At 28.3% G+C, this 19,176-nt stretch carries 14 protein-coding genes and 1 tRNA gene; 7 read left to right on the top strand and 8 right to left on the bottom strand.

The window, feature by feature from the left end; genetic code table 11:
• Positions 1-35 precede the first annotated feature (35 nt).
• The gene (locus AEBR_RS04095; protein WP_129087524.1) at positions 36-950 is read left to right on the top strand and encodes a DMT family transporter; all 915 of its coding nucleotides are present in this window, start codon (positions 36-38) and stop codon (positions 948-950) included.
• Positions 934-2,130 (top strand): APC family permease, encoded by a 1,197-nt coding sequence (locus AEBR_RS04090; RefSeq protein ID WP_129087523.1) that lies wholly within the window; start codon positions 934-936, stop codon positions 2,128-2,130. Before AEBR_RS04095 ends, AEBR_RS04090 begins: the two co-directional genes overlap by 17 nt.
• A 1-nt stretch (position 2,131) precedes the next feature.
• On the opposite strand, the gene AEBR_RS04085 is transcribed toward AEBR_RS04090, so the two are convergent.
• From AEBR_RS04085 to AEBR_RS04065, 5 genes are all read right to left on the bottom strand, one after another.
• A complete protein-coding gene (locus AEBR_RS04085) occupies positions 2,132-3,442 on the bottom strand; it encodes a patatin-like phospholipase family protein (RefSeq protein WP_164969499.1) in 1,311 nt (436 codons plus the stop codon).
• Positions 3,443-3,462: 20 nt separating this feature from the next.
• Positions 3,463-4,167 carry an SDR family NAD(P)-dependent oxidoreductase gene (locus AEBR_RS04080; protein ID WP_129087521.1) on the bottom strand — a complete coding sequence of 235 codons (705 nt, stop codon included), beginning with the start codon at positions 4,165-4,167 and terminating at the stop codon, positions 3,463-3,465.
• A 106-nt stretch (positions 4,168-4,273) separates the two neighbouring features.
• Positions 4,274-7,324, bottom strand: a complete 3,051-nt coding sequence (locus AEBR_RS04075) for an efflux RND transporter permease subunit (RefSeq protein ID WP_129087520.1) — start codon at positions 7,322-7,324, stop codon at positions 4,274-4,276.
• Between the two features lies 1 nt (position 7,325).
• Complete coding sequence (locus tag AEBR_RS04070; protein ID WP_129087519.1) at positions 7,326-8,399, bottom strand: efflux RND transporter periplasmic adaptor subunit; 1,074 nt, start codon at positions 8,397-8,399, stop codon at positions 7,326-7,328.
• Between the two features lie 10 nt (positions 8,400-8,409).
• The gene (locus AEBR_RS04065; RefSeq protein WP_129087518.1) at positions 8,410-9,012 is read right to left on the bottom strand and encodes a TetR/AcrR family transcriptional regulator; all 603 of its coding nucleotides are present in this window, start codon (positions 9,010-9,012) and stop codon (positions 8,410-8,412) included.
• A gap of 142 nt (positions 9,013-9,154) precedes the next feature.
• On the opposite strand from AEBR_RS04065, the gene AEBR_RS04060 reads away from it, so the two are divergent.
• Positions 9,155-9,859 (top strand): rhodanese-like domain-containing protein, encoded by a 705-nt coding sequence (locus AEBR_RS04060; protein ID WP_129087517.1) that lies wholly within the window; start codon positions 9,155-9,157, stop codon positions 9,857-9,859.
• A 4-nt stretch (positions 9,860-9,863) separates the two neighbouring features.
• On the opposite strand, the gene AEBR_RS04055 is transcribed toward AEBR_RS04060, so the two are convergent.
• On the bottom strand, positions 9,864-11,477 hold the full coding sequence (locus AEBR_RS04055) for a hypothetical protein (RefSeq protein WP_129087516.1): 1,614 nt from the start codon (positions 11,475-11,477) through the stop codon (positions 9,864-9,866).
• Between the two features lie 219 nt (positions 11,478-11,696).
• Here AEBR_RS04055 and AEBR_RS04050 point away from each other — a divergent pair, with 219 nt between their 5' ends.
• From AEBR_RS04050 to AEBR_RS04035, 4 genes are all read left to right on the top strand, one after another.
• Positions 11,697-12,005 carry a F0F1 ATP synthase subunit C gene (locus AEBR_RS04050; protein ID WP_128981649.1) on the top strand — a complete coding sequence of 103 codons (309 nt, stop codon included), beginning with the start codon at positions 11,697-11,699 and terminating at the stop codon, positions 12,003-12,005.
• Positions 12,006-12,171: 166 nt separating this feature from the next.
• Positions 12,172-14,295, top strand: coding sequence for a methyl-accepting chemotaxis protein (locus AEBR_RS04045; protein ID WP_172658847.1), 2,124 nt, complete (start codon positions 12,172-12,174; stop codon positions 14,293-14,295).
• Between the two features lie 138 nt (positions 14,296-14,433).
• Positions 14,434-16,572 (top strand): methyl-accepting chemotaxis protein, encoded by a 2,139-nt coding sequence (locus tag AEBR_RS04040; protein ID WP_129087514.1) that lies wholly within the window; start codon positions 14,434-14,436, stop codon positions 16,570-16,572.
• Between the two features lie 75 nt (positions 16,573-16,647).
• A tRNA-Leu gene (locus AEBR_RS04035) sits at positions 16,648-16,733 on the top strand.
• Positions 16,734-16,746: 13 nt separating this feature from the next.
• Here the strand turns inward: AEBR_RS04035 and AEBR_RS04030 are convergent.
• Positions 16,747-17,895, bottom strand: coding sequence for an OprD family outer membrane porin (locus AEBR_RS04030; protein WP_129087513.1), 1,149 nt, complete (start codon positions 17,893-17,895; stop codon positions 16,747-16,749).
• A gap of 136 nt (positions 17,896-18,031) precedes the next feature.
• Positions 18,032-19,087, bottom strand: a complete 1,056-nt coding sequence (locus AEBR_RS04025) for an Lcl C-terminal domain-containing protein (RefSeq protein WP_129087512.1) — start codon at positions 19,085-19,087, stop codon at positions 18,032-18,034.
• Positions 19,088-19,176: the final 89 nt, after the last annotated feature.

Raw genomic sequence — 19,176 nt, 5'->3', positions numbered from 1 at the left:
TTTTTTGTTAAACTCCCAGCAAAAAAAGAGTTATTATGACTGAAAAAAACAAAAATATTTTCTATATCTTACTTTTCTTATCTATGCTAGCTTGGGGTGGGTCATGGGTAAATGTAAAAGTTTTAAGTGCATACATAAATGAATTTGAAACTATGTTTTTAAGATTTTTTATAACTGCTCTTACTATGATTCCTATAATTATAATTTTAAACAAATCTTTTAAAATAGATCTTAAAAGTTTGGCTCTTGTTATTATTACCTCAATTGCTTTTATTTTGTATATGAAATATTTTTTCTTAGGAACAAAATATGGAACAGCAAGTTTGGGTGGAGCTTTTGTAACTACACTTATTCCAATAAATACTTTTTTAATTTTGGCACTTTTGGGAACAAAAAAAATTGTAAGAAAAGATGCTTTTGCCCTTTTTATAGGAGCAATTGGAGTTATGACAATGTTACATGTTTGGTCTTTTGATATTGAAAAAATATTTACAATTCATAATCTATATTTTATTTTAGCTTCAATTCTTTGGCCAGTTGTAACAATACTTAGTTCAAAGTCAACAAAGATTTCACCTGTAGTTTTTACTTTTTACTTATATGTTTCAACTTCTATTATCAATATACTCTTTTTTATTGACATAACAAAACTACCTTATGAACATTTTGATTATATTTTTTGGCTAAATATCTTCTTTTTGACAATATTTGCCTCAACTTTTGCAAATACAGTATACTTTTTGGGTATTGAAAAACTTGGAGCAAGAGAGGTTAGCTCTTTTATCTTTTTTGTTCCCTTTGCCGCGATTGTCTTAAGTGCAATTTTTTTAAAAGAAAAAATAGATTTTTCAATTATTCTTGGGACACTATTAACTATAATTGCCATCACAATTTTAAATAATATAAAAATTTTTAGAAAGAAGAAAATATCTAGTGAGCAAACAGCATAAAAAACTAAATGCATTAACTCTATCTGGTTTAATTATTGGACCAATTTTAGGTTCTGGAGTTATACTCCTTCCTCCAATGCTTTATAATATGATTGGAAACTACTCCCTTATAATTTGGGCAATTATCCTTCTTCTTGGATTTATTTTTGCTCTTGTATTTGGTAAACTTGCAACTTTGTATCCAGGTGATGGGGGAGTTAGTTTGGCTACAAAAGCAGCTTTAGGTAAAAAGTATCAACTTTTAACCTCGTTTTATCTTATTTGCGCAGTTTTTTTTGGTCCAGTTGCTGTTTTATTAATTGCTGCAAAGTTTATTCAAGAGTATTTTCCTAATACTTCTTTAGAAGTTTTAGCCTTTTTTGTATATGTAATAACCTATTTTTTGCTTCTTATTAGAATAAGTTTTTTAGGGAAATTAATGCTTATTGTAACCTCTGCAATAACAATTATTTTTCTTTTTTCAAGTATAAATATTCTTTTTACAACAGATCACTTTTCATTAAATATTCATAATATAAGTTTTGAAGAGTTTGGTTACTCTTTTATTTTAGTTTTTTGGGCAATTGTAGGATGGGAAGTTATTGGAAACTACTCAAATGAAGTAGAAAATAGTATTACCTTGACAAAAGCTGTTGTTTTTTCAGCTATTGTAGTATCTCTTGTTTATATTTTAATGACCCTTGCAATATGTTTTGGAGAGTTCCCAAAAGATGAAGAGTTTAAACTTCTCTTTTTAATTGAACCAATATTTGGCAAATATTCAAATATTATCTTATCAACAATCTCAAATATCTTATGTATTGGAACTTTGATTCTATTTGTTGGAGGAGTATCTAGACTTATAACCTCTTTACAACTTACAAAAATATCTTCAAAAGTCTCAAAAAATGGTGTACCAATTGGAGCTTTAAATATCTTATCTATTATATATATAATTACACTATTTTTAGTATATATTGACTATTTAACCCTTGATAATCTTGTTGCATTTGCAGATGGTTTTTTTATAGCAAACGCTATTATTGGACTTATTACAGCTATTGTTTTATTTGATAGAGGCATTTTAAAATATGGTGCAATTTTTCTTACCTTGCTATTTTTTGCAATACTTTTATTCTCTAATATTTTTATACTTATTACTATTTTTGCACTTTTGGCTTTTACCTATTTAAAAAAATAGTCTATCTTCCCAAATCTTTTAAAAGTTTTTGAAACTCTTTAGACTCTTTTAAAAGCTTTTGTCCAGCAAGAATAATCTCATCAACTCTTTTAGGAGACAACTCCAAAGAGGTTTGGGTTAATAAAAATTTTTTAGCCTCTTTTTTTGGTAACTGTTTAAAGTTTAGCTCAATTAGATAAAACTCAATACTATTACAATCCTCTTTATCTTTGCATCTTACCTTATCAACTTGCTTTTTCCAGATATTAAAATTGTACTTCATCAAATCAAGGGTATCACTGTTGTATCTTGTTAATTGTATGGTACTTACTGCACCCATAGTTGTAGAGATATCAGGAGGTAACTCCTCTTTTGCTATTTTTGGATTTAAAGTATCTGCTGCATTTACAACTATTAAGGCAACTCTTTTACTATTTGGAATTCCAAACTCTTCTAAGACTTTTAGAAAATTATTATCATGTTCTGTTACTATGTATAAAAGAGATCTGATTCCCAAATTATCAGCAATACCTCCATCAACTAAATGTAGATACTCATAATTCTCTTTATCATAATATTTTCTAATTCCTAAACTCTGTTCATCATTATATGAGAGTTCAATATCTTTTTTATCTTCAACTTTAAAATCACTACACCCTTTATAGTTTTTAAGAGTAATAGGAGAAAAAAGTATGGGTATAGCTGAAGATGCAGTTACTGCCCTTCCAATTGGATAGACTTCCCAATCAGAACAGATTCTTCTGAAATTTTCTGGGCTAAAAGCAAAGGGATTTCCTGTTGAGATATCAGTTGCATTTATTATGATTTTTGGTGAATCTTTTCTTAAGTCTTTAAAGGTTTTCTTACCAAATATCTCCTCTTCATAATAATCAGCAACATAATCACTTCTTCCAGAAAAAGAGAGATAAAACCAGTTAAAAGGGTTTAAAAAAGTATCTATTAGTGTAGTTTGTATTGGTTTTTTTAAAAATTTATCTTCAAAATCTTCAAATATTTCATCCCCATAAAGTCCATAATAAGCAGAAGTAAAACTTCCACCTGAAACTGAAGAGATAACATCAACTTCATCTAATAGATTTAAGTTTTTAAGCTCTTTTAATACTCCATATGAAAGAGATGCCGCCCTAGTCCCACCACCAGAAAAAGTTAAGATTAAAGAGAGGTCATCTTTTGGATTAAGTAGTTTATCAACCTTTAACTTTTCAAACTTCTCTTTTGTTATTGGTTCATTTAAAATTGGCTTTTTTGAAGCACAAGCTGAAAAAAATAGAATTGGTACTATTAAAAATATACTCTTTATAAAACTCTTCAAAAAAACCCTTAATTGATAAATTATCTTACATACGAACCATTATTAAAATCGATTGTTGTTCCATTTACATACTCTGGACAATCTGTTGCCAACCAAAAGATCACTTCAGCTGCTTCATCAGGTTGGGCAAATCTTCCACTTGGAACTGCTTTTTTAAACTCTGCTTTTCTCTCCTCTGAGTTATCTTTTTGCATATCAGTTTCAACTGGACTTGGAGCTATACAATTTACAATAATTCCATGGCTTCCTAAAAGTTTTGCAAAAATTTTTGTGGCATTTATAAGTCCTGCTTTTGCAATTCCATACCAAATATCAGGATGCCCTATTTGCCCTGCTATAGAAGCTGTATTTACAACTCTTCCGTAACCTCTTTTTTTCATATCTTCACTAAAAATTGTGATTAATTCAACAGGAGCATATAGATCCACATTCATAATATGTTCTTTTGCCTCTAAAGGGTAGTTGTCATAAGTATATTTGGGTTGCATATAACCTGCATTATTTATTAAAACATCAATCTCTCCAACCTCTTTTGCTAAAGCTTTAAGCCCTTGCATATTTGATAAATCATACTCAATTGTTTTTACTTTTGGATTATCTTTTAATGGAAAATTTGAGAAATCCCTTGCTACTGCAATAACCTCAAAATCTACTTCTAAAAACTTTTTTACAACTTCTAATCCTATCCCTTTATTTCCACCAGTTACTAATACTCTATTTAACATGCATTATCCTTTTAAATTTGTTTAGTAAAATAGAGTTTAGTAAAATTTTTATTATTTTTCAAATATTAATTAAATCAAATTGTTTATCAAGCATAAGTATCTCTCTTTAGTTTAATCTCTCTGCTTTAAAAAATATTGCATAAAAAACAGGAACCAAAATCATTGTAAGTATAGTTGCTACAACTAAACCAAAAATAATAACAACAGCCATAGAAGCAAAAAAGGGATCACTAACAAGAGGAATCATACCCAAAGCTGTGGTAAGTGCTGCCATAGATACAGCCCTTAATCTACTTATCCCCGAATGGTGTATCGCTTCATTTAAAGGCAACTTATTTATTTCATTTTCCAAAGTAATCTCATCTATTAAAACAATTGCATTTTTAATTAGCATCCCTGAAAGGGATAAGAAACCAAGTAAAGACATAAAACCAAAAGGTAGATCCATCACTAAAAGACCTATAACCACACCTATTAGAGCAAAAGGAACAGCAAGCCAGATTATAATTGTTTTTTTAAGAGAGTTAAATAATGCAATCATTATTAAAACCATTAAAATAAAAAACAAAGGAAGCGATTGCATGATTGGTTTTTGTGCATCATTTGAACTTTTATATTCTCCAAACCATTCTACATGATACCCATCTTCAAAATCTATATTTTCAACTTTATCTTTTATATCAAATAATAAATCATTTGGAAGTTTACCCAAAATTGGATCAGCATGGATTGTTAAGGCTCTTTTTCTATTATATTTATAGATAATATCATCTTCAAACACTGTTTTATATGAAGTTATTAGCTGTTTTAAAGGGATCATTTTGTTTGCCACAGGAGAAAATATTTGTATATTTTCTAAATTTTTAACATCTTCCCTCTCACTTTTTGGAGATCTTAAAATTATTGGTAGAAGTTCAGTTCCATCCCTATAAACACCTATGGTTCTTCCTTGAAATGTATCTAAAATAGCTTGAGCTATATCATCTTTAGTAATACCATTTAGATTTGCTTTTTCATAAGAGATTATAGGTTTTAATACTTTAACTCTATTTCTCCAATCACTTCTTATCCCTTTTGAGTATGGTGATTCTTCAAATATTTTATAAATTTTTTGCTCATAAAATCTGATTTTATCTAAATCTTTTCCAAATATTTTTGCTTGAACTTTTCCCCCATCACCAGGTCCTAAAATAAATTTTTTCCCATATACATTTAGATCTGGATATTTTCTTTTTGCTAAATTTTCAATCTTTTTAATTATTTGTCCAGATTCTTTATAATCTTTTACATCAATTAACATTTGTGCAAAGGCTGGATTTGGTTTTTCTGGATCATAAGTTAATATAAATCTTAAACTTCCACTTCCAATAAAAGTTGAAATATGCTCCACACCTTCTAGTTTTAATATATCATCATTTAAGCTATCAAGGTATTTTGTTGTTGTTTCAATTGCAGTTCCTTGGGGAAGGAAATAATCAACAATAATTTGAGGTCTAGAGGAATCAGGGAAAAAGCTTTGTTTTACATGCTTAAAATTCATCAAAGATAAAACAAATACCACAAGAGCGATTGCTACAATTAAAAATCTATGATTTAAAGCAAATTTTAAAGAGGTGCCATAAGCTTTGTAAAGAAAAGATTTATATTCATCTTCATCTGCTTCTTTATTGTTTCTTTTCTTTTTATTTTGTTTTAAAAATTGTACAGCCAAAATTGGAGTTAAAGTCATTGCAGTAACCCAAGATAAACCTAAAGAGATCATTACAACATAAAATAAAGATCTTGTAAATTCTCCTGTTGAATCATCAGATAAACCTATAGCACCAAAGGCTAAAATTGCAATTATTGTTGCTCCAAATAAAGGAAAAGCTGTTTGTTTTACAACTGTTGAAGCTGCCTCTTTTGCATTTATTCCTCTATTTATACGAACTAAAATCCCATCAACAACAACAATTGCATTATCAACCAACATCCCTAAAGCAATTATTAAAGCACCTAATGAGACTCTTTCGAGTAAAATCCCCAACATTGGCATAAATATAAAACTTACAATAATTGTTACTAATAAAACTGCTCCTATGATTAAACCTGAACGTAAACCCATAAAAATTAATAAGACTATAATTACAATGGCAACTGCTTCAATTAGATTTACCATAAAAGAGTTAATTGCTTCTTCCACATCTTTGCCTTGATGGGATATTACACCTATTTTTATACCTAAAGGTTTATCTTTTTCCAACTCTTCTAATTTTTGATCAAGTAACTCCCCCATCTTTACTACATTTCCACCCTTTGCAGTAGAGATACCTATTGCAATTGAGTTATGCCCATCATATTTTAAAAGCTCACTACTAGGTTCTTTATAAGAATCTTTTATTGTAGCTATATCTTTTAGGAAAATTTGAGAATTACTTCCATTACCTTTTATAACAATATTTTCTAATTCTTTTACATTAGTAAAACCATCTGCATTTACTCTAATAAACTCAGTTCCTACATTAATCCTACCAAAATTTGGAATAAGATTTTTTAAATAAAGCTCATTTGCTATTTGCTCTTTACTAATTCCAAGTTGGGATAGTTTCTCTTTATTAATCTCCACGATTAAAGCTCTTTGTTGCTCCCCGAAAGTATCAACTTTTCCAACCCCTTCAACTAAAATAAGCTCTTTTTTTAAATAATCCACATAATCTTTTAATTCCTCATAGGTATAATCATCCCCATATATTGATAACACTATCCCATAAACATCACCAAAATCATCATTTATATAAGGGGTTTCAACCCTTGGAGGTAGATATGTTTCATTTATTTTTTTTCTAAGTTCATCCCAGATTTGTTGAAGCTCTTTTGATTTGTATTTATCTTTCATAGTAACTTGAATAAAAGATTGCCCTGCACTATTTTTTGTAATAATCTTTTTTACATATGGCAAAGTTTGAATAGTCTCTTCAAGTCTATTTGAAACCTCTTTTTCAACTTCAACTGCACTTGCCCCTGGATAGTTTGTAATTACTAAAGCATCTTTGATTGTAAACTCAGGATCTTGTAGTTTTCCTATTCTTTCATATACTATTAATCCATATGCAACGCCTAAGATTGTAAGCATATAAACTAAAAGTTTATTCTTTAAACTAAATTTTGCAAAATCCATTTTACTTATCCAGTTTTTCGTACTCTTTTACTTCATCATTAGCTTTTAAAAATCTAACGCCTGAAATAACAACTCTTGAAACATTTTTAAGTCCTTCTAAAACTTCAACAGAATCACCTGAAACTTCACCTATTATTATTTTTTGTTTTTCTACTTTATTATCTTTATTTACCATCCAGATATAATCATTTTTTGATTCATCTGAGAAGAGTGCTTTATAAGGGATAAAGGTCCTATTATTTTTTGATTCTTTTAAAACCGCTTCAACTTGAGCTGTCATCCCAGGAAGGATTGTAACGCCATTTTGGTGATCCATTTGTAATGTAGTTTCAAAGGTTCTTGTAACTTTTTCAGCAGTAGTTGAGATATCCATTAGTTTAGCTTCATATTTTTTATTCCCTAAAGTTACATAAAATTTTACTAAAGATGATATGTATTCAGGAGACAAATCCCCTTTAAATTGAAAAATATCACTTTCAGGAATAAAAAACTTTACTTTATATGAAGAATTATCTTGCAATCTAACTATAGCTTGTTTAGCTGTGATTCTTGCAAAATCATCTACTAATTTTTTTGCCATAACTCCATCAAATTCAGCTATAAGTTTAGTTTCTTCCAGATTCTTTTTTGCAACTTGTAATGCTGCTTTTGTAACCTCATTATTTTGTTTTTGCTTTTCAAAGTCAGCTTTTGAAATATACTTATCCCCATACAATTTTTTGTATCTTTCATAATCTTTATTTGCTTTTATATAATCTGCTTTGGCTGAATTATAATTGGCTTTATAAATCTCATCATCAAGTTTTGCTATTACAGAACCTTTTTTTACTTTTTGTCCCTCTTTATAATAAAAGTCTACAATTTTACCATTAACTTCAAAGGCCATTACAGTGTCTTGAAAAGCTTCAATTTGTGCTGGATATTCAAAAGATTTTTCTATATTTTTACTATCACTTAAATTTAAAATCTTAACTACTTTAATTTTTTCTTTTTCAATTTTTTCCCCTTTATTATCTAAACATCCAGTAAAAATAAAAATTGAAATTAAAAAACCTATTATTATATTTATATTCATCTATGAACTCCTATTTTTCGTACATTGCATCTAATATAATATTTGATATAAAATCTACAATATAATCTAATGTTTTATCAGCATTTAATTTTAATTCATTGTCATTTGCAAAAGGTAAATTACACATTTTTATGGCATAAAAAGATTCTATTGTTCCATAAATAAGGCAATGAATAGCATAGATATCCATATTTTTATATTTCTCTTTTAAAGTTAAATTATTGATAATTTCTTGTAAATATTTAATCTCCTCTTCAATATATGGAATAAAACTTTCATCTACATTTACTCCAAAATTTGCTTTTTCCCTTAAAGCTAATGCTACTAGATATGGATTCTCTTTTATGGTTAAAACTATTGCTTTGAAGTAATCTCTAAAAAGAGTTATTGGGTCTTTTTTCTTATCAAATATTTTTTTAATATTGTTATTACCTCTTATTATCTCATTTTTAATAACTTCATTATATAAACTCTTTTTATCTTTAAAGTGATAATAAATTGTTGCTTTATTTATCTCAAGTTTTTTTACTAGATTATTCATGCTTAAAGCATCATAACCAACTTTAGAGAACTCTTGTGCTGCAATATTTAATATTAAATCTTTTGTTTTCATTTTTATACCAACCGTTCGGTTAAATTTTTATAAAATAATATATCAAAAAAGATTTATTGTCAAGTTAAAAATATTTAAAAAATTTTTATATTGCATTTTTTTATTATTTTTAAAATATACTTTTTATAAAAAAGGAGATTAAATGAAAAGTTTTTTAGTATCTCTATTTCTTGTTATAAACCTTTTTGCTGTTGACTCTATTATGCTTCCACTAAAAGGAGTTGAAGTAAGCCATACTTTTAGAAATGGTTTAACAAAAAATTATACCATTCAAAGAGAAGTTCCTACAGAGTGCATAAATATAGCAGTAAGTGTTGAAAATTTCCAAAGTGAAAACTTAGCCTCAAATAAAATTTCAAATAGTTGTAAAAAAAGTTTTGTAACTACAAAAGGAGTTATACAACCTTTGGTTCTAATTGAAGGAGTAACAACAGTTGCGGAGTTAGAGGTTTTGGATTTCATTGAAAACAAAGTAAAAAAAGAACCTTCAAAATATATCTTAGTTGATAGTAGAAAAAGAGATTGGTTTGACAAAGGTACAATTCCAAGTTCAACTAATATTCCATACGATGAACTAACTTTTGATGAAGACTTTTTAGAAGAGTTTCATAGAGCCTTTAAACTCCTGGGTGTAGAGATTATAAACAAAGGAAAATATGATTTTTCAAAGGCTAAAACTGCTCTTCTTTTTTGTAATGGTTCTTGGTGTGCTCAATCTCCTAGAGCTATAAAAGAGCTTATTAAAATTGGTTATCCAAAAGATAAAATTTTGTGGTACAGAGGTGGTATTGCAGCTTGGGCAGGAGTTAGTTTAACCTTGACAGAGGATTTAGAGACTTTAAAATAGTCTCTTAATCTTGTCCAAACATTTTTTTAAAAGCTTCAGCTATCTCTTGATCTGTATGAATTCTTTGAATTTTTACACTTTTTGGTGCAACTTCTATTGTTTTATTATTCTCATTAAAGAGTTGATTTAATTTAATTTTTCCACCAAGCTTCTCTTCAAGTTTCTCTTTATATTTATCTATTTTCTTCTCTATTTTTTGTTTTACAAAAGCAGAGGTATCAACAGATACTTTTGGACTTGACAACTCCCCTTTAACTGTTGTATCAAAACTATACTCTTTTATTTTTGATTGAATTAAGGCATTAATAGTATTTGCTTTTGTATCTAATGTAGAACTAGGAACTGTAATAGTAGTATTTTCACTTTTCATATTTATATATGAGTTTATAATATTCTCTTTTATATCACTTTTTAATTCTGTTTTTTCATAAATTTCTCTTGTTAAATCAAATTTTGCAAAGGTATTTATGATAGTTGAAAACTCATTTTTCACAAACTGTCCATTTAGAAGTTCACCTACAACAGTTCCCTCTTTTGAAGCTAGATTATATTTGATATCAATATTTGATTTAGAGTTGAAAATCTCTGGATAATAGAGCATATGAAGAAGTGGTTTTATCTCTACAGCATCTATTTTTGAGCTAAATTGATTATTTAAAAGATTAAAATTAACTGTTCCATCAAATAGTGCTGTTTTTCCATCTACACTAAGAGAATCTTTTGATTGGGCAATATTCCCATCAACTTTTAATTTTCCTCTCATATTTTGTTGAGTCACATCATAAAGTTTTGTTAAATCTGCAACATTTAAAGAGTAATCACTTGTAAGTTTAGAGTTGTTGATATCATATACTAAACTATTCATAACAAGTGTAGCTAGACTTGTATCCAATTTAACTACTGATATTGCTTGAGCACCTTTTAGGTTTGTTGTTACATCACTTTTATATGTAATTTGTTGTTGCAGTTTCTGATTAAAGTTTTTATTTATTACACTATTGTTTATTAAACCATCAGAGATTTTTGTTAAAATAGTCCCATCTAATGTTGGCAACATAGCATTTTTAATATCTCCATTAATTGACAATAATCCTGAAGCATATATTGGTTGATCTACTAAATAAAGAAGTTCTTGGATTTTTGCATTTTTGATACTAAATTTAATATTTGAAGGTTCAAAGTTTACAAGTTTTAAATTGTATATTGTATCACCTGAAGCTAAAAGGCTTTTTCCTTCAACAATCGCTAAATTTTGATCCCCTTTTATTGTACCTTTTGTTGAAAAAGAACCATTAAATTTTTGTTTTGTAATATTTTGTAATTTTGAAAGGTCTTTAACATTTATATCATAAGCTAAATCAACACTTTTGGCAAATAGATCCAGTTTCCCTTCGATATTTATAATTGAATTTTCATCTAAAGTTGCTTTAAAAGCAATTGAACTTGTAGTTAATTTAAAATCATTAACTTTCATATTTACATCTTTTTGCCCCTCATTAACCTTTTTTTCAATAATTGAAGCTACAAAAGAGTTTCCAGGTGAAGTAAAAAGAAGTGCATAAACAGCACCTAAAACAATGACAATCAATACAATTAAACCGAAGAATAGTTTTTTCATACCTAACCTTTAAAGAGTCTCATTAAATATTTTTGATTATACTCCAAGAAGATTAATTTAAGTTTATTTTATGCAAATTGATATTAATTGGTAATTTTGAATAATTTCTAATCAAATTTTAATATTTTTTGATATAAAATGCTGACCATTGCAAAGTGATAAGTAGGGATACGCAAGCCGAACAGACTTTGTAAAAAAATATATATTAAGGAATATGGAATGAAAAAAATCGTTCTTTTAATGCTAGCGTTTGCTGGTTTTGCTTTTGCTGCTGAAGCTGAAGCTGGAGAAATGTTAAAAGCTTACTCTGTAGTTGCTGCAGGTATTGGTCTTGGTCTTGCTGCACTTGGTGGTGCTATTGGTATGGGTAACACTGCTGCTGCAACAATTGCTGGAACTGCTAGAAACCCAGGTCTTGGTGGAAAATTAATGACTACTATGTTCATTGCATTAGCGATGATCGAAGCTCAAGTTATTTATGCATTAGTTATTGCGATGATCGCACTATATGCAAACCCATTTATGTAAGATCTGATTTAACTACAGATATTAATAAATCTTAAAAGGTCAAGAGATTTTTCTCTTGACCTTTTTTTATGCCCATATAACTCTATTAAATTTTTATATTTGTTGAAACTTTTCTGCTACTTTTCTATGATATAGTTCATGCCATATTAAAACATTTGGAATTAACATGAAAATAAAAAGTATTAAAACAAAACTTTTGCTTCTTGTATTAGTGGGTATTTTTGTCTCTTTTTCAATTCTTGGTTTTTATAATACAAGAAGCAATTATGAGGCTCAATATAATCTTATTAAACAACAAGAGATAAATCTTGTTCAAGAAAATTCAAAGTTTATTGATGCATTTTTCAAATCAAAGATTGACATTATAACTGCAACAGTGGATGAATTAAAAAAAGAAACAATAACAGTTGATAATGAAAAGCTTTATGAAAAATTTACTTTAAGTAAAAAAGCTGGTGATTTTGTTGATGTCTATATAGGTTTGAATAGTGACGGTTCTCTTCTTTTAGCAAATAAAGATATTCTTAATATGGAAAAAAATAAATATGATGCAAGGAAAAGACCCTGGTATATAGATAGTGTAGAAGCAAATAAGACAATTGTTACAAAACCTTATTTAGATAAACTTACAAATAAAATTGTTGTATCCATATGTGCTCCTTTGATACAAGATGGGAAATTAATAGGTGTTGTAGGTTCAGATATTTTTATTGATACTATTGTTAATACTATATTAAATATAAAACTAGATGAGATGGGATTAGCTTATTTAATCGACCAAGAGAGTATTATTTTAATTCATAAAGACAAAGATATATTAAATAAGAAAGATGAACTTTTTCCTCAAATAAAAACAAAAAATGATGTTGATTTTGGTGAAGGAGTTACAAAAAATATTGAAAAACTTGCTGCATATAGCACAATTCATACTACTAATTGGAAATTGGTTTTACAATTAAATAAACATGAAATCTATAAAGATATAAAGAGTAAAGTAATAAATGAAATACTCTTATATATGGCACTTCTTATAATTGTACTTCTATTTATTTTTTATGCACTTTTAAAAATTTTAGCTCCAATAAAAATTGTTGAAAATGGTTTTCACTACTTTTTTAGATATCTAAAAGGGGAAGAGAGCCATATAAAAACAATTAATATATCTACAGATGATGAGTTTGGAACTATGGCAAAGGTTATCAATGCTGAGATGCAAACCATTGCAACCAATATGGAAAAGGATCAAGATTTAATAGATGATGTAAAAAAAGTAGTTTCAGATGTAAAAAATGGATTGCTTAATGTTGAAGTAAAAAAATCAACCTCTAATAAATCTTTAAATGAACTAAAAAATATCTTAAATGATATGATTATCACAATTAACAACAATGTAAACAGTGATATAAATCCTATTTTATCAAAACTTGAAGATTATGCAAAATTAAACTTTAAAGAGGATATCCCAAATGCTAATGGTAATATAGCAAAAGGATTAAATAACCTTTGTCTTATTATTAATCAAATGCTTCAAGCAAATAAATCCAATGGTCTTACTCTTGAAGAGAGTTCAAAACTACTTCTTGAAAATGTTGATGTTCTAAATAAATCTTCCAATGATACAGCTGTATCATTGGAAGAAACTGCTGCTGCTTTAGAAGAGATTACAAGTACAGTTATAAATAATACAAATAGAATTCAAGAGATGTCAAATCACTCTAATGAATTATCCCTATCTATTAAGGAAGGTCAAGAATTAGCCAATTCTACTGTAACCTCTATGGATGAAATAAATGAACAAACACAAGCAATTGCAGAAGCTATTACAGTAATTGACCAAATTGCATTTCAAACAAATATTCTTTCACTTAATGCTGCTGTTGAAGCTGCAACTGCTGGTGAAGCTGGAAAAGGTTTTGCTGTTGTTGCCCAAGAGGTTAGAAATCTTGCAAGTAGATCTGCTGAAGCTGCAAAAGAGATTAAAGATTTAGTTGAAAATGCTACATTAAAAACTGACAATGGTAAAAAAATTGCTGATAAGATGATTGAAGGTTATAAAAAGCTAAATAATAATATCAAAAAAGCCACTGAGGCAATCAATGATATTTCAGAAGCCTCAAAAGAACAAAAAACCAGTATTGAACAAATCAACGATGTTGTTACTAGACTTGACAGACAATCTCAAAGTAATGCTTCTGTTGCTAATCAGGCTCACCAAATCGCAGAAAATACTTCTAAAATTGCTTTTACTATATTGGAAGAAGTTAACAAAAAGGTTTTTAGAGAGAATTGATTTCTCTCTATTACTCCTCTTCTTATTAAGCAAATTTATAAATCTAAAAATTCTTTTTTAAAAGGTCACTTTTAGTTCATTTTTAACTACTAAAATAATTTAAGTGATAGGAATTATCTAAACTTTAAAGGCGTTGCTATGAAAAAACGTGGAATAAAAACAAAAATATTAGTTCTACTGTTTATCTCTATTTCAATCTCATTTTTTGTATTAGGGTTTAATAGTATAAAATCAAAATACGATATGCATTTTTCAACTCTGAAAGATAAAGAGATTGCAATATCAAAAGAGAGTTCACAATTTATATATAACTATTTACAATCAAAAATAGATATTTTAAAAGCTGTTGCAGATGAACTACCTCAAGAAGAAGAGAAACTAAATATTGACAATCCAGAGATCTTAAAAGAACTTATTTTAGCCTCAAAAGCAGGAAACTTTTTTGCAGTATTTGTTGGTTTTGAAAAAAATGGCTATTTTGTAAAATCTGATAAAGAGAAAAGAACACCCCAAACTACAGATTATGATCCAAGAAAAAGAGGCTGGTATATAGAAGCTGTAAAAAAAGATGCTGGAGGAGTTACTGAACCATATATTGATTATAGTACAGGAAAACTTGTAGTAAGTATCTATTATCCTTTAAAAAGAGAAGGAAAAATAGCAGGTGTAGTTTCATCAGATATTTTTATTGATACCATAACAAATTCAATTAAAAATATTAAATTCAAAGAGAGTGGTTTTGCTTATTTGGTAAATGAAAAAGGAGATATCCTTATTCATAAAAATAAAAAACTTGTAAATGAACATAAAAAGAGTGAATCTTTTATCAAGTTAAAACAAAATAATACAACTAATTTTGGAGAGATAAATGATAATAACGGCAAAGAGTTGTTTTTAGCATTTTCTCCAATAAACTTAACTAGCTGGTACTCTGTAGTGCAATTGGATAAAAAAGAGATTGTAGATGAGATAATAGCTGCTATGATAGATGAAGCAATAATATATGTGATTCTTTTAGTTATGATTTTACTTCTACTCTTTTTCTCTATGATAAAGTTACTTGCTCCTTTAAAAAGTGTTGAAGATGGACTTGAAAACTTTTTCAAATATTTAAAAGGGGAGATTGAAGAAGCTCAAAAATTAAATATTAAAACTGTTGATGAATTTGGAAGTATGGGGAAAGCTATTGACAAAGAGATTGAAGAAATTTCGAAACAATTTGAGAAAGACAAAGAGTTAATAGATGATGTAAAAAAAGTAGTTTCAGATGTAAAAAATGGATTGCTTAATGTTGAAGTAAAAAAATCAACTTCTAATAAATCTCTAAATGAATTAAAAGATATCTTAAATGATATGATTATCACAATTAACAACAATGTAAACAGTGATATTAATCCCATTTTATCTAAACTTGAAGATTATGCAAAATTAAACTTTAAAGAGGATATCCCAAATGCTAATGGTAATATAGCAAAAGGATTAAATAACCTTTGTCTTATTATTAATCAAATGCTTCAAGCAAATAAATCCAATGGTCTTACTCTTGAAGAGAGTTCAAAACTACTTCTTGAAAATGTTGATGTTCTAAATAAATCTTCAAATGATACAGCTGTATCATTGGAAGAAACTGCTGCTGCTTTAGAAGAGATTACAAGTACAGTTATAAATAATACAAATAGAATTCAAGAGATGTCAAATCACTCTAATGAATTATCCCTATCTATTAAGGAAGGTCAAGAATTAGCCAATTCTACTGTAACCTCTATGGATGAAATAAATGAACAAACACAAGCAATTGCAGAAGCTATTACAGTAATTGACCAAATTGCATTTCAAACAAATATTCTTTCACTTAATGCTGCTGTTGAAGCTGCAACTGCTGGTGAAGCTGGAAAAGGTTTTGCTGTTGTTGCCCAAGAGGTTAGAAATCTTGCAAGTAGATCTGCTGAAGCTGCAAAAGAGATTAAAGATTTAGTTGAAAATGCTACATTAAAAACTGACAATGGTAAAAAAATTGCTGATAAGATGATTGAAGGTTATAAAAAGCTAAATAATAATATCAAAAAAGCCACTGAGGCAATCAATGATATTTCAGAAGCCTCAAAAGAACAAAAAACCAGTATTGAACAAATCAACGATGTTGTTACTAGACTTGACAGACAATCTCAAAACAATGCTTCTGTTGCTAATCAGGCTCACCAAATCGCAGAAAATACTTCTAAAATTGCTTTTACTATATTGGAAGAAGTTAACAAAAAGGTTTTTAGAGAGAATTGATTTCTCTCTATTACTCCTCTTCTTATTAAGCAAATTTATAAATCTAAAAAGATATAATTTCAATCTTAAAAAAAAGCGTCCGTGGTGGAATTGGTAGACACGCTATCTTGAGGGGGTAGTGCCTTCCGGGTGTACGAGTTCAAATCTCGTCGGACGCACCATTTTATAAACTATCTAAAATTTGTAATTTAACCTAATCCTTAATTCATCATCTTTGGCATCTTTACTTCCCATCTCATAAGCAGCTACAATATTAAGACCTTTTAACTTACCTGCAAAGTTATATCCACTCTTTATTGCTGTATATGCTCTATTATAACCTGCACCATTCTCATCTAAATAACTAGTTCCTAGATATAGATTAGGATTAATATTATATTTTGCTGTCAATTTATATGCATTTTGATCTTTTTCATATTGGTATGCAAAAACTTCTGACCATGTATATGCTAAATCGGCTCCATTACCAAGTCCAGGAATTACATCAGCATCTTTTCCTGTTGATGTAAATGCAGCTATTAAATCTAATGCTCCAAAGCTTACTTTTCCTTGAAATCCCAATAGATATCCCCTATCTTTGCCCTCTTCTTTACTGCTATAGTATTGTGATGAAATTGTATAGTTTGAAATTTTATAATCTACTTGGAAATATGCAGTTTTAAAAGCATCAACGGCATCAAGATATGCTGCAACTAGTGTTAGGTTTTCAATAGATTTATTTTTTAAAGCTAGAGTGTAGGCACCATTATCAAGTCTAAAGACCCATGGAGAAGCGGCTGATTTAAAAGTTTTACGGAATTTACCGATTTTACCATTTTCATCGGTTCTTGCTTGAAACTTATTCATAAACCCCAAAGTCACAATGGTATCAGAAATATCACTATTTATTATTGAAATACCTTCAAAAGACTCTTTATTTATTCTTGAAGCACTTGCTCCCATTACAGGAGAACTAAAATAGATCCGTCCTATGTTAGCTATAGTTTTTAAAAAGGAGTAAGAGAGATATGCTTCAGATAGCTGAGCTCCTGAACCCCACATATTATTCTTTCTAGCTATTTTACTATGTTCATCAACCCAAGGAGAAGTTGCTGTTTGTACAGTAGTTTTTACACCAAACCCTTTGTAACTTGCGCTCATATAACTAATATCAAGACCTAAAGTTAAGATATCATTATCTTTTTTAGAGTCTTTGTATCTTGAAAAATAGTAAGACTGAAAGGCTCCACTTACTTTACCATTTATGATTGCATCTTTTAAACTTGATGCACCTAAGCTAGAAATAGCAAAAAAAGGTACAATAGCTAAACTAAATTTATTCATTTAATGCCCATATATTAAATTAATTTTTTTAATATATATATAAGTCTGAACTTAATAATAATTTTTAAAAAGCTATTTTTACATTTATTGCTCTAATAAATAACTTAATTATTTTAGGTCTTATGTATATTTGGACCTATTTTGGTAATTTTATTCCATCTCTAACACATCTAACAAAGTTATTTGCATCTTTTAAATCACTATATCCATCACCATTATTAAAGTGTATAGTCCAAGCTCTTTCTCCATTATTTGTATTTGAAGTACTACTCCAATACCAATCTGCAGCCACATGTTTTAATCTTCCTTTTTGTGCAAAAAGATTTTTTAATTCATCTTTTGTAGGGAGTCTCCAATCTTTTAAGTTAGCAATAACTATATTTTTACAATAGCTTGCAGCTGTATCTCCAGAAGTATCATTATCTTTTTTAGCATCAAAATTCTTTTTTGATAACCAAGGTTTTTTAGCCACACTTACTATAATATTATCTTGCCACATAAGTTTTTGTGTATTATCAATATAGATACTATCTTTTATCTCTTTAGCTAATCTCTCTTTTTCTCGTTTTTTTCTCTCAATCTTCTCTTTTTCAATCTTCTCTTTAGCTAATCTCTCTTTTTGAGCTTCCACATCAAACTCTAAAGTAATACTCTCTTTAGTATCTTCTTGCACATCAATCTCTAAACTTTTATCTAAAAATTGTTCAGCACTTATATTTATTATATATTTTCCTTTTGGCAATCTCATATTAGGTTCATAATTTTCACCATTTATCAATATATTTGCATTTGGGACATCTACTATTAATGTTACAAAATATGTTGGTTCCTCCTCTATCTCATCCATACTAACCCACACATCACTTTTTAACCCATTACTATCTGATTTTGCAACTTTTACGTAGTTATCTTTTATATCTGCTGTCTCATATTGTTTTCCTCTTTTAAGAGTATCTAAAACTTTTTTATCTTTTCCATACCCATCATACACATTTGTATCATTTCTAATATAAAACTTTTTTGTAATACTATTTTGATCTAACATCACTTGTAATTTTTCATTATTAGGTAAACAGCCACTTAAAGAAAACATTATAAAAATTGCTAAAAAAAGTTGTACTATACTTTTTGTTTTTCGCACGATAAAATCTCCATACATATTTTTAACACAATATGCTTTTAAAAAATTCAAGTTGAAATTATAGCAAATATTGATTAACCATTTATTATTATAAATCCATTTTATAAGCTAATAAGTAGTGATATTTATATACAATTACC

The sequence above is a fragment of the Halarcobacter ebronensis genome (assembly GCF_013201825.1).
In the GTDB taxonomy this organism is placed as follows: domain Bacteria; phylum Campylobacterota; class Campylobacteria; order Campylobacterales; family Arcobacteraceae; genus Halarcobacter; species Halarcobacter ebronensis.
This window is presented reverse-complemented; position numbering and strand designations above follow the sequence as displayed.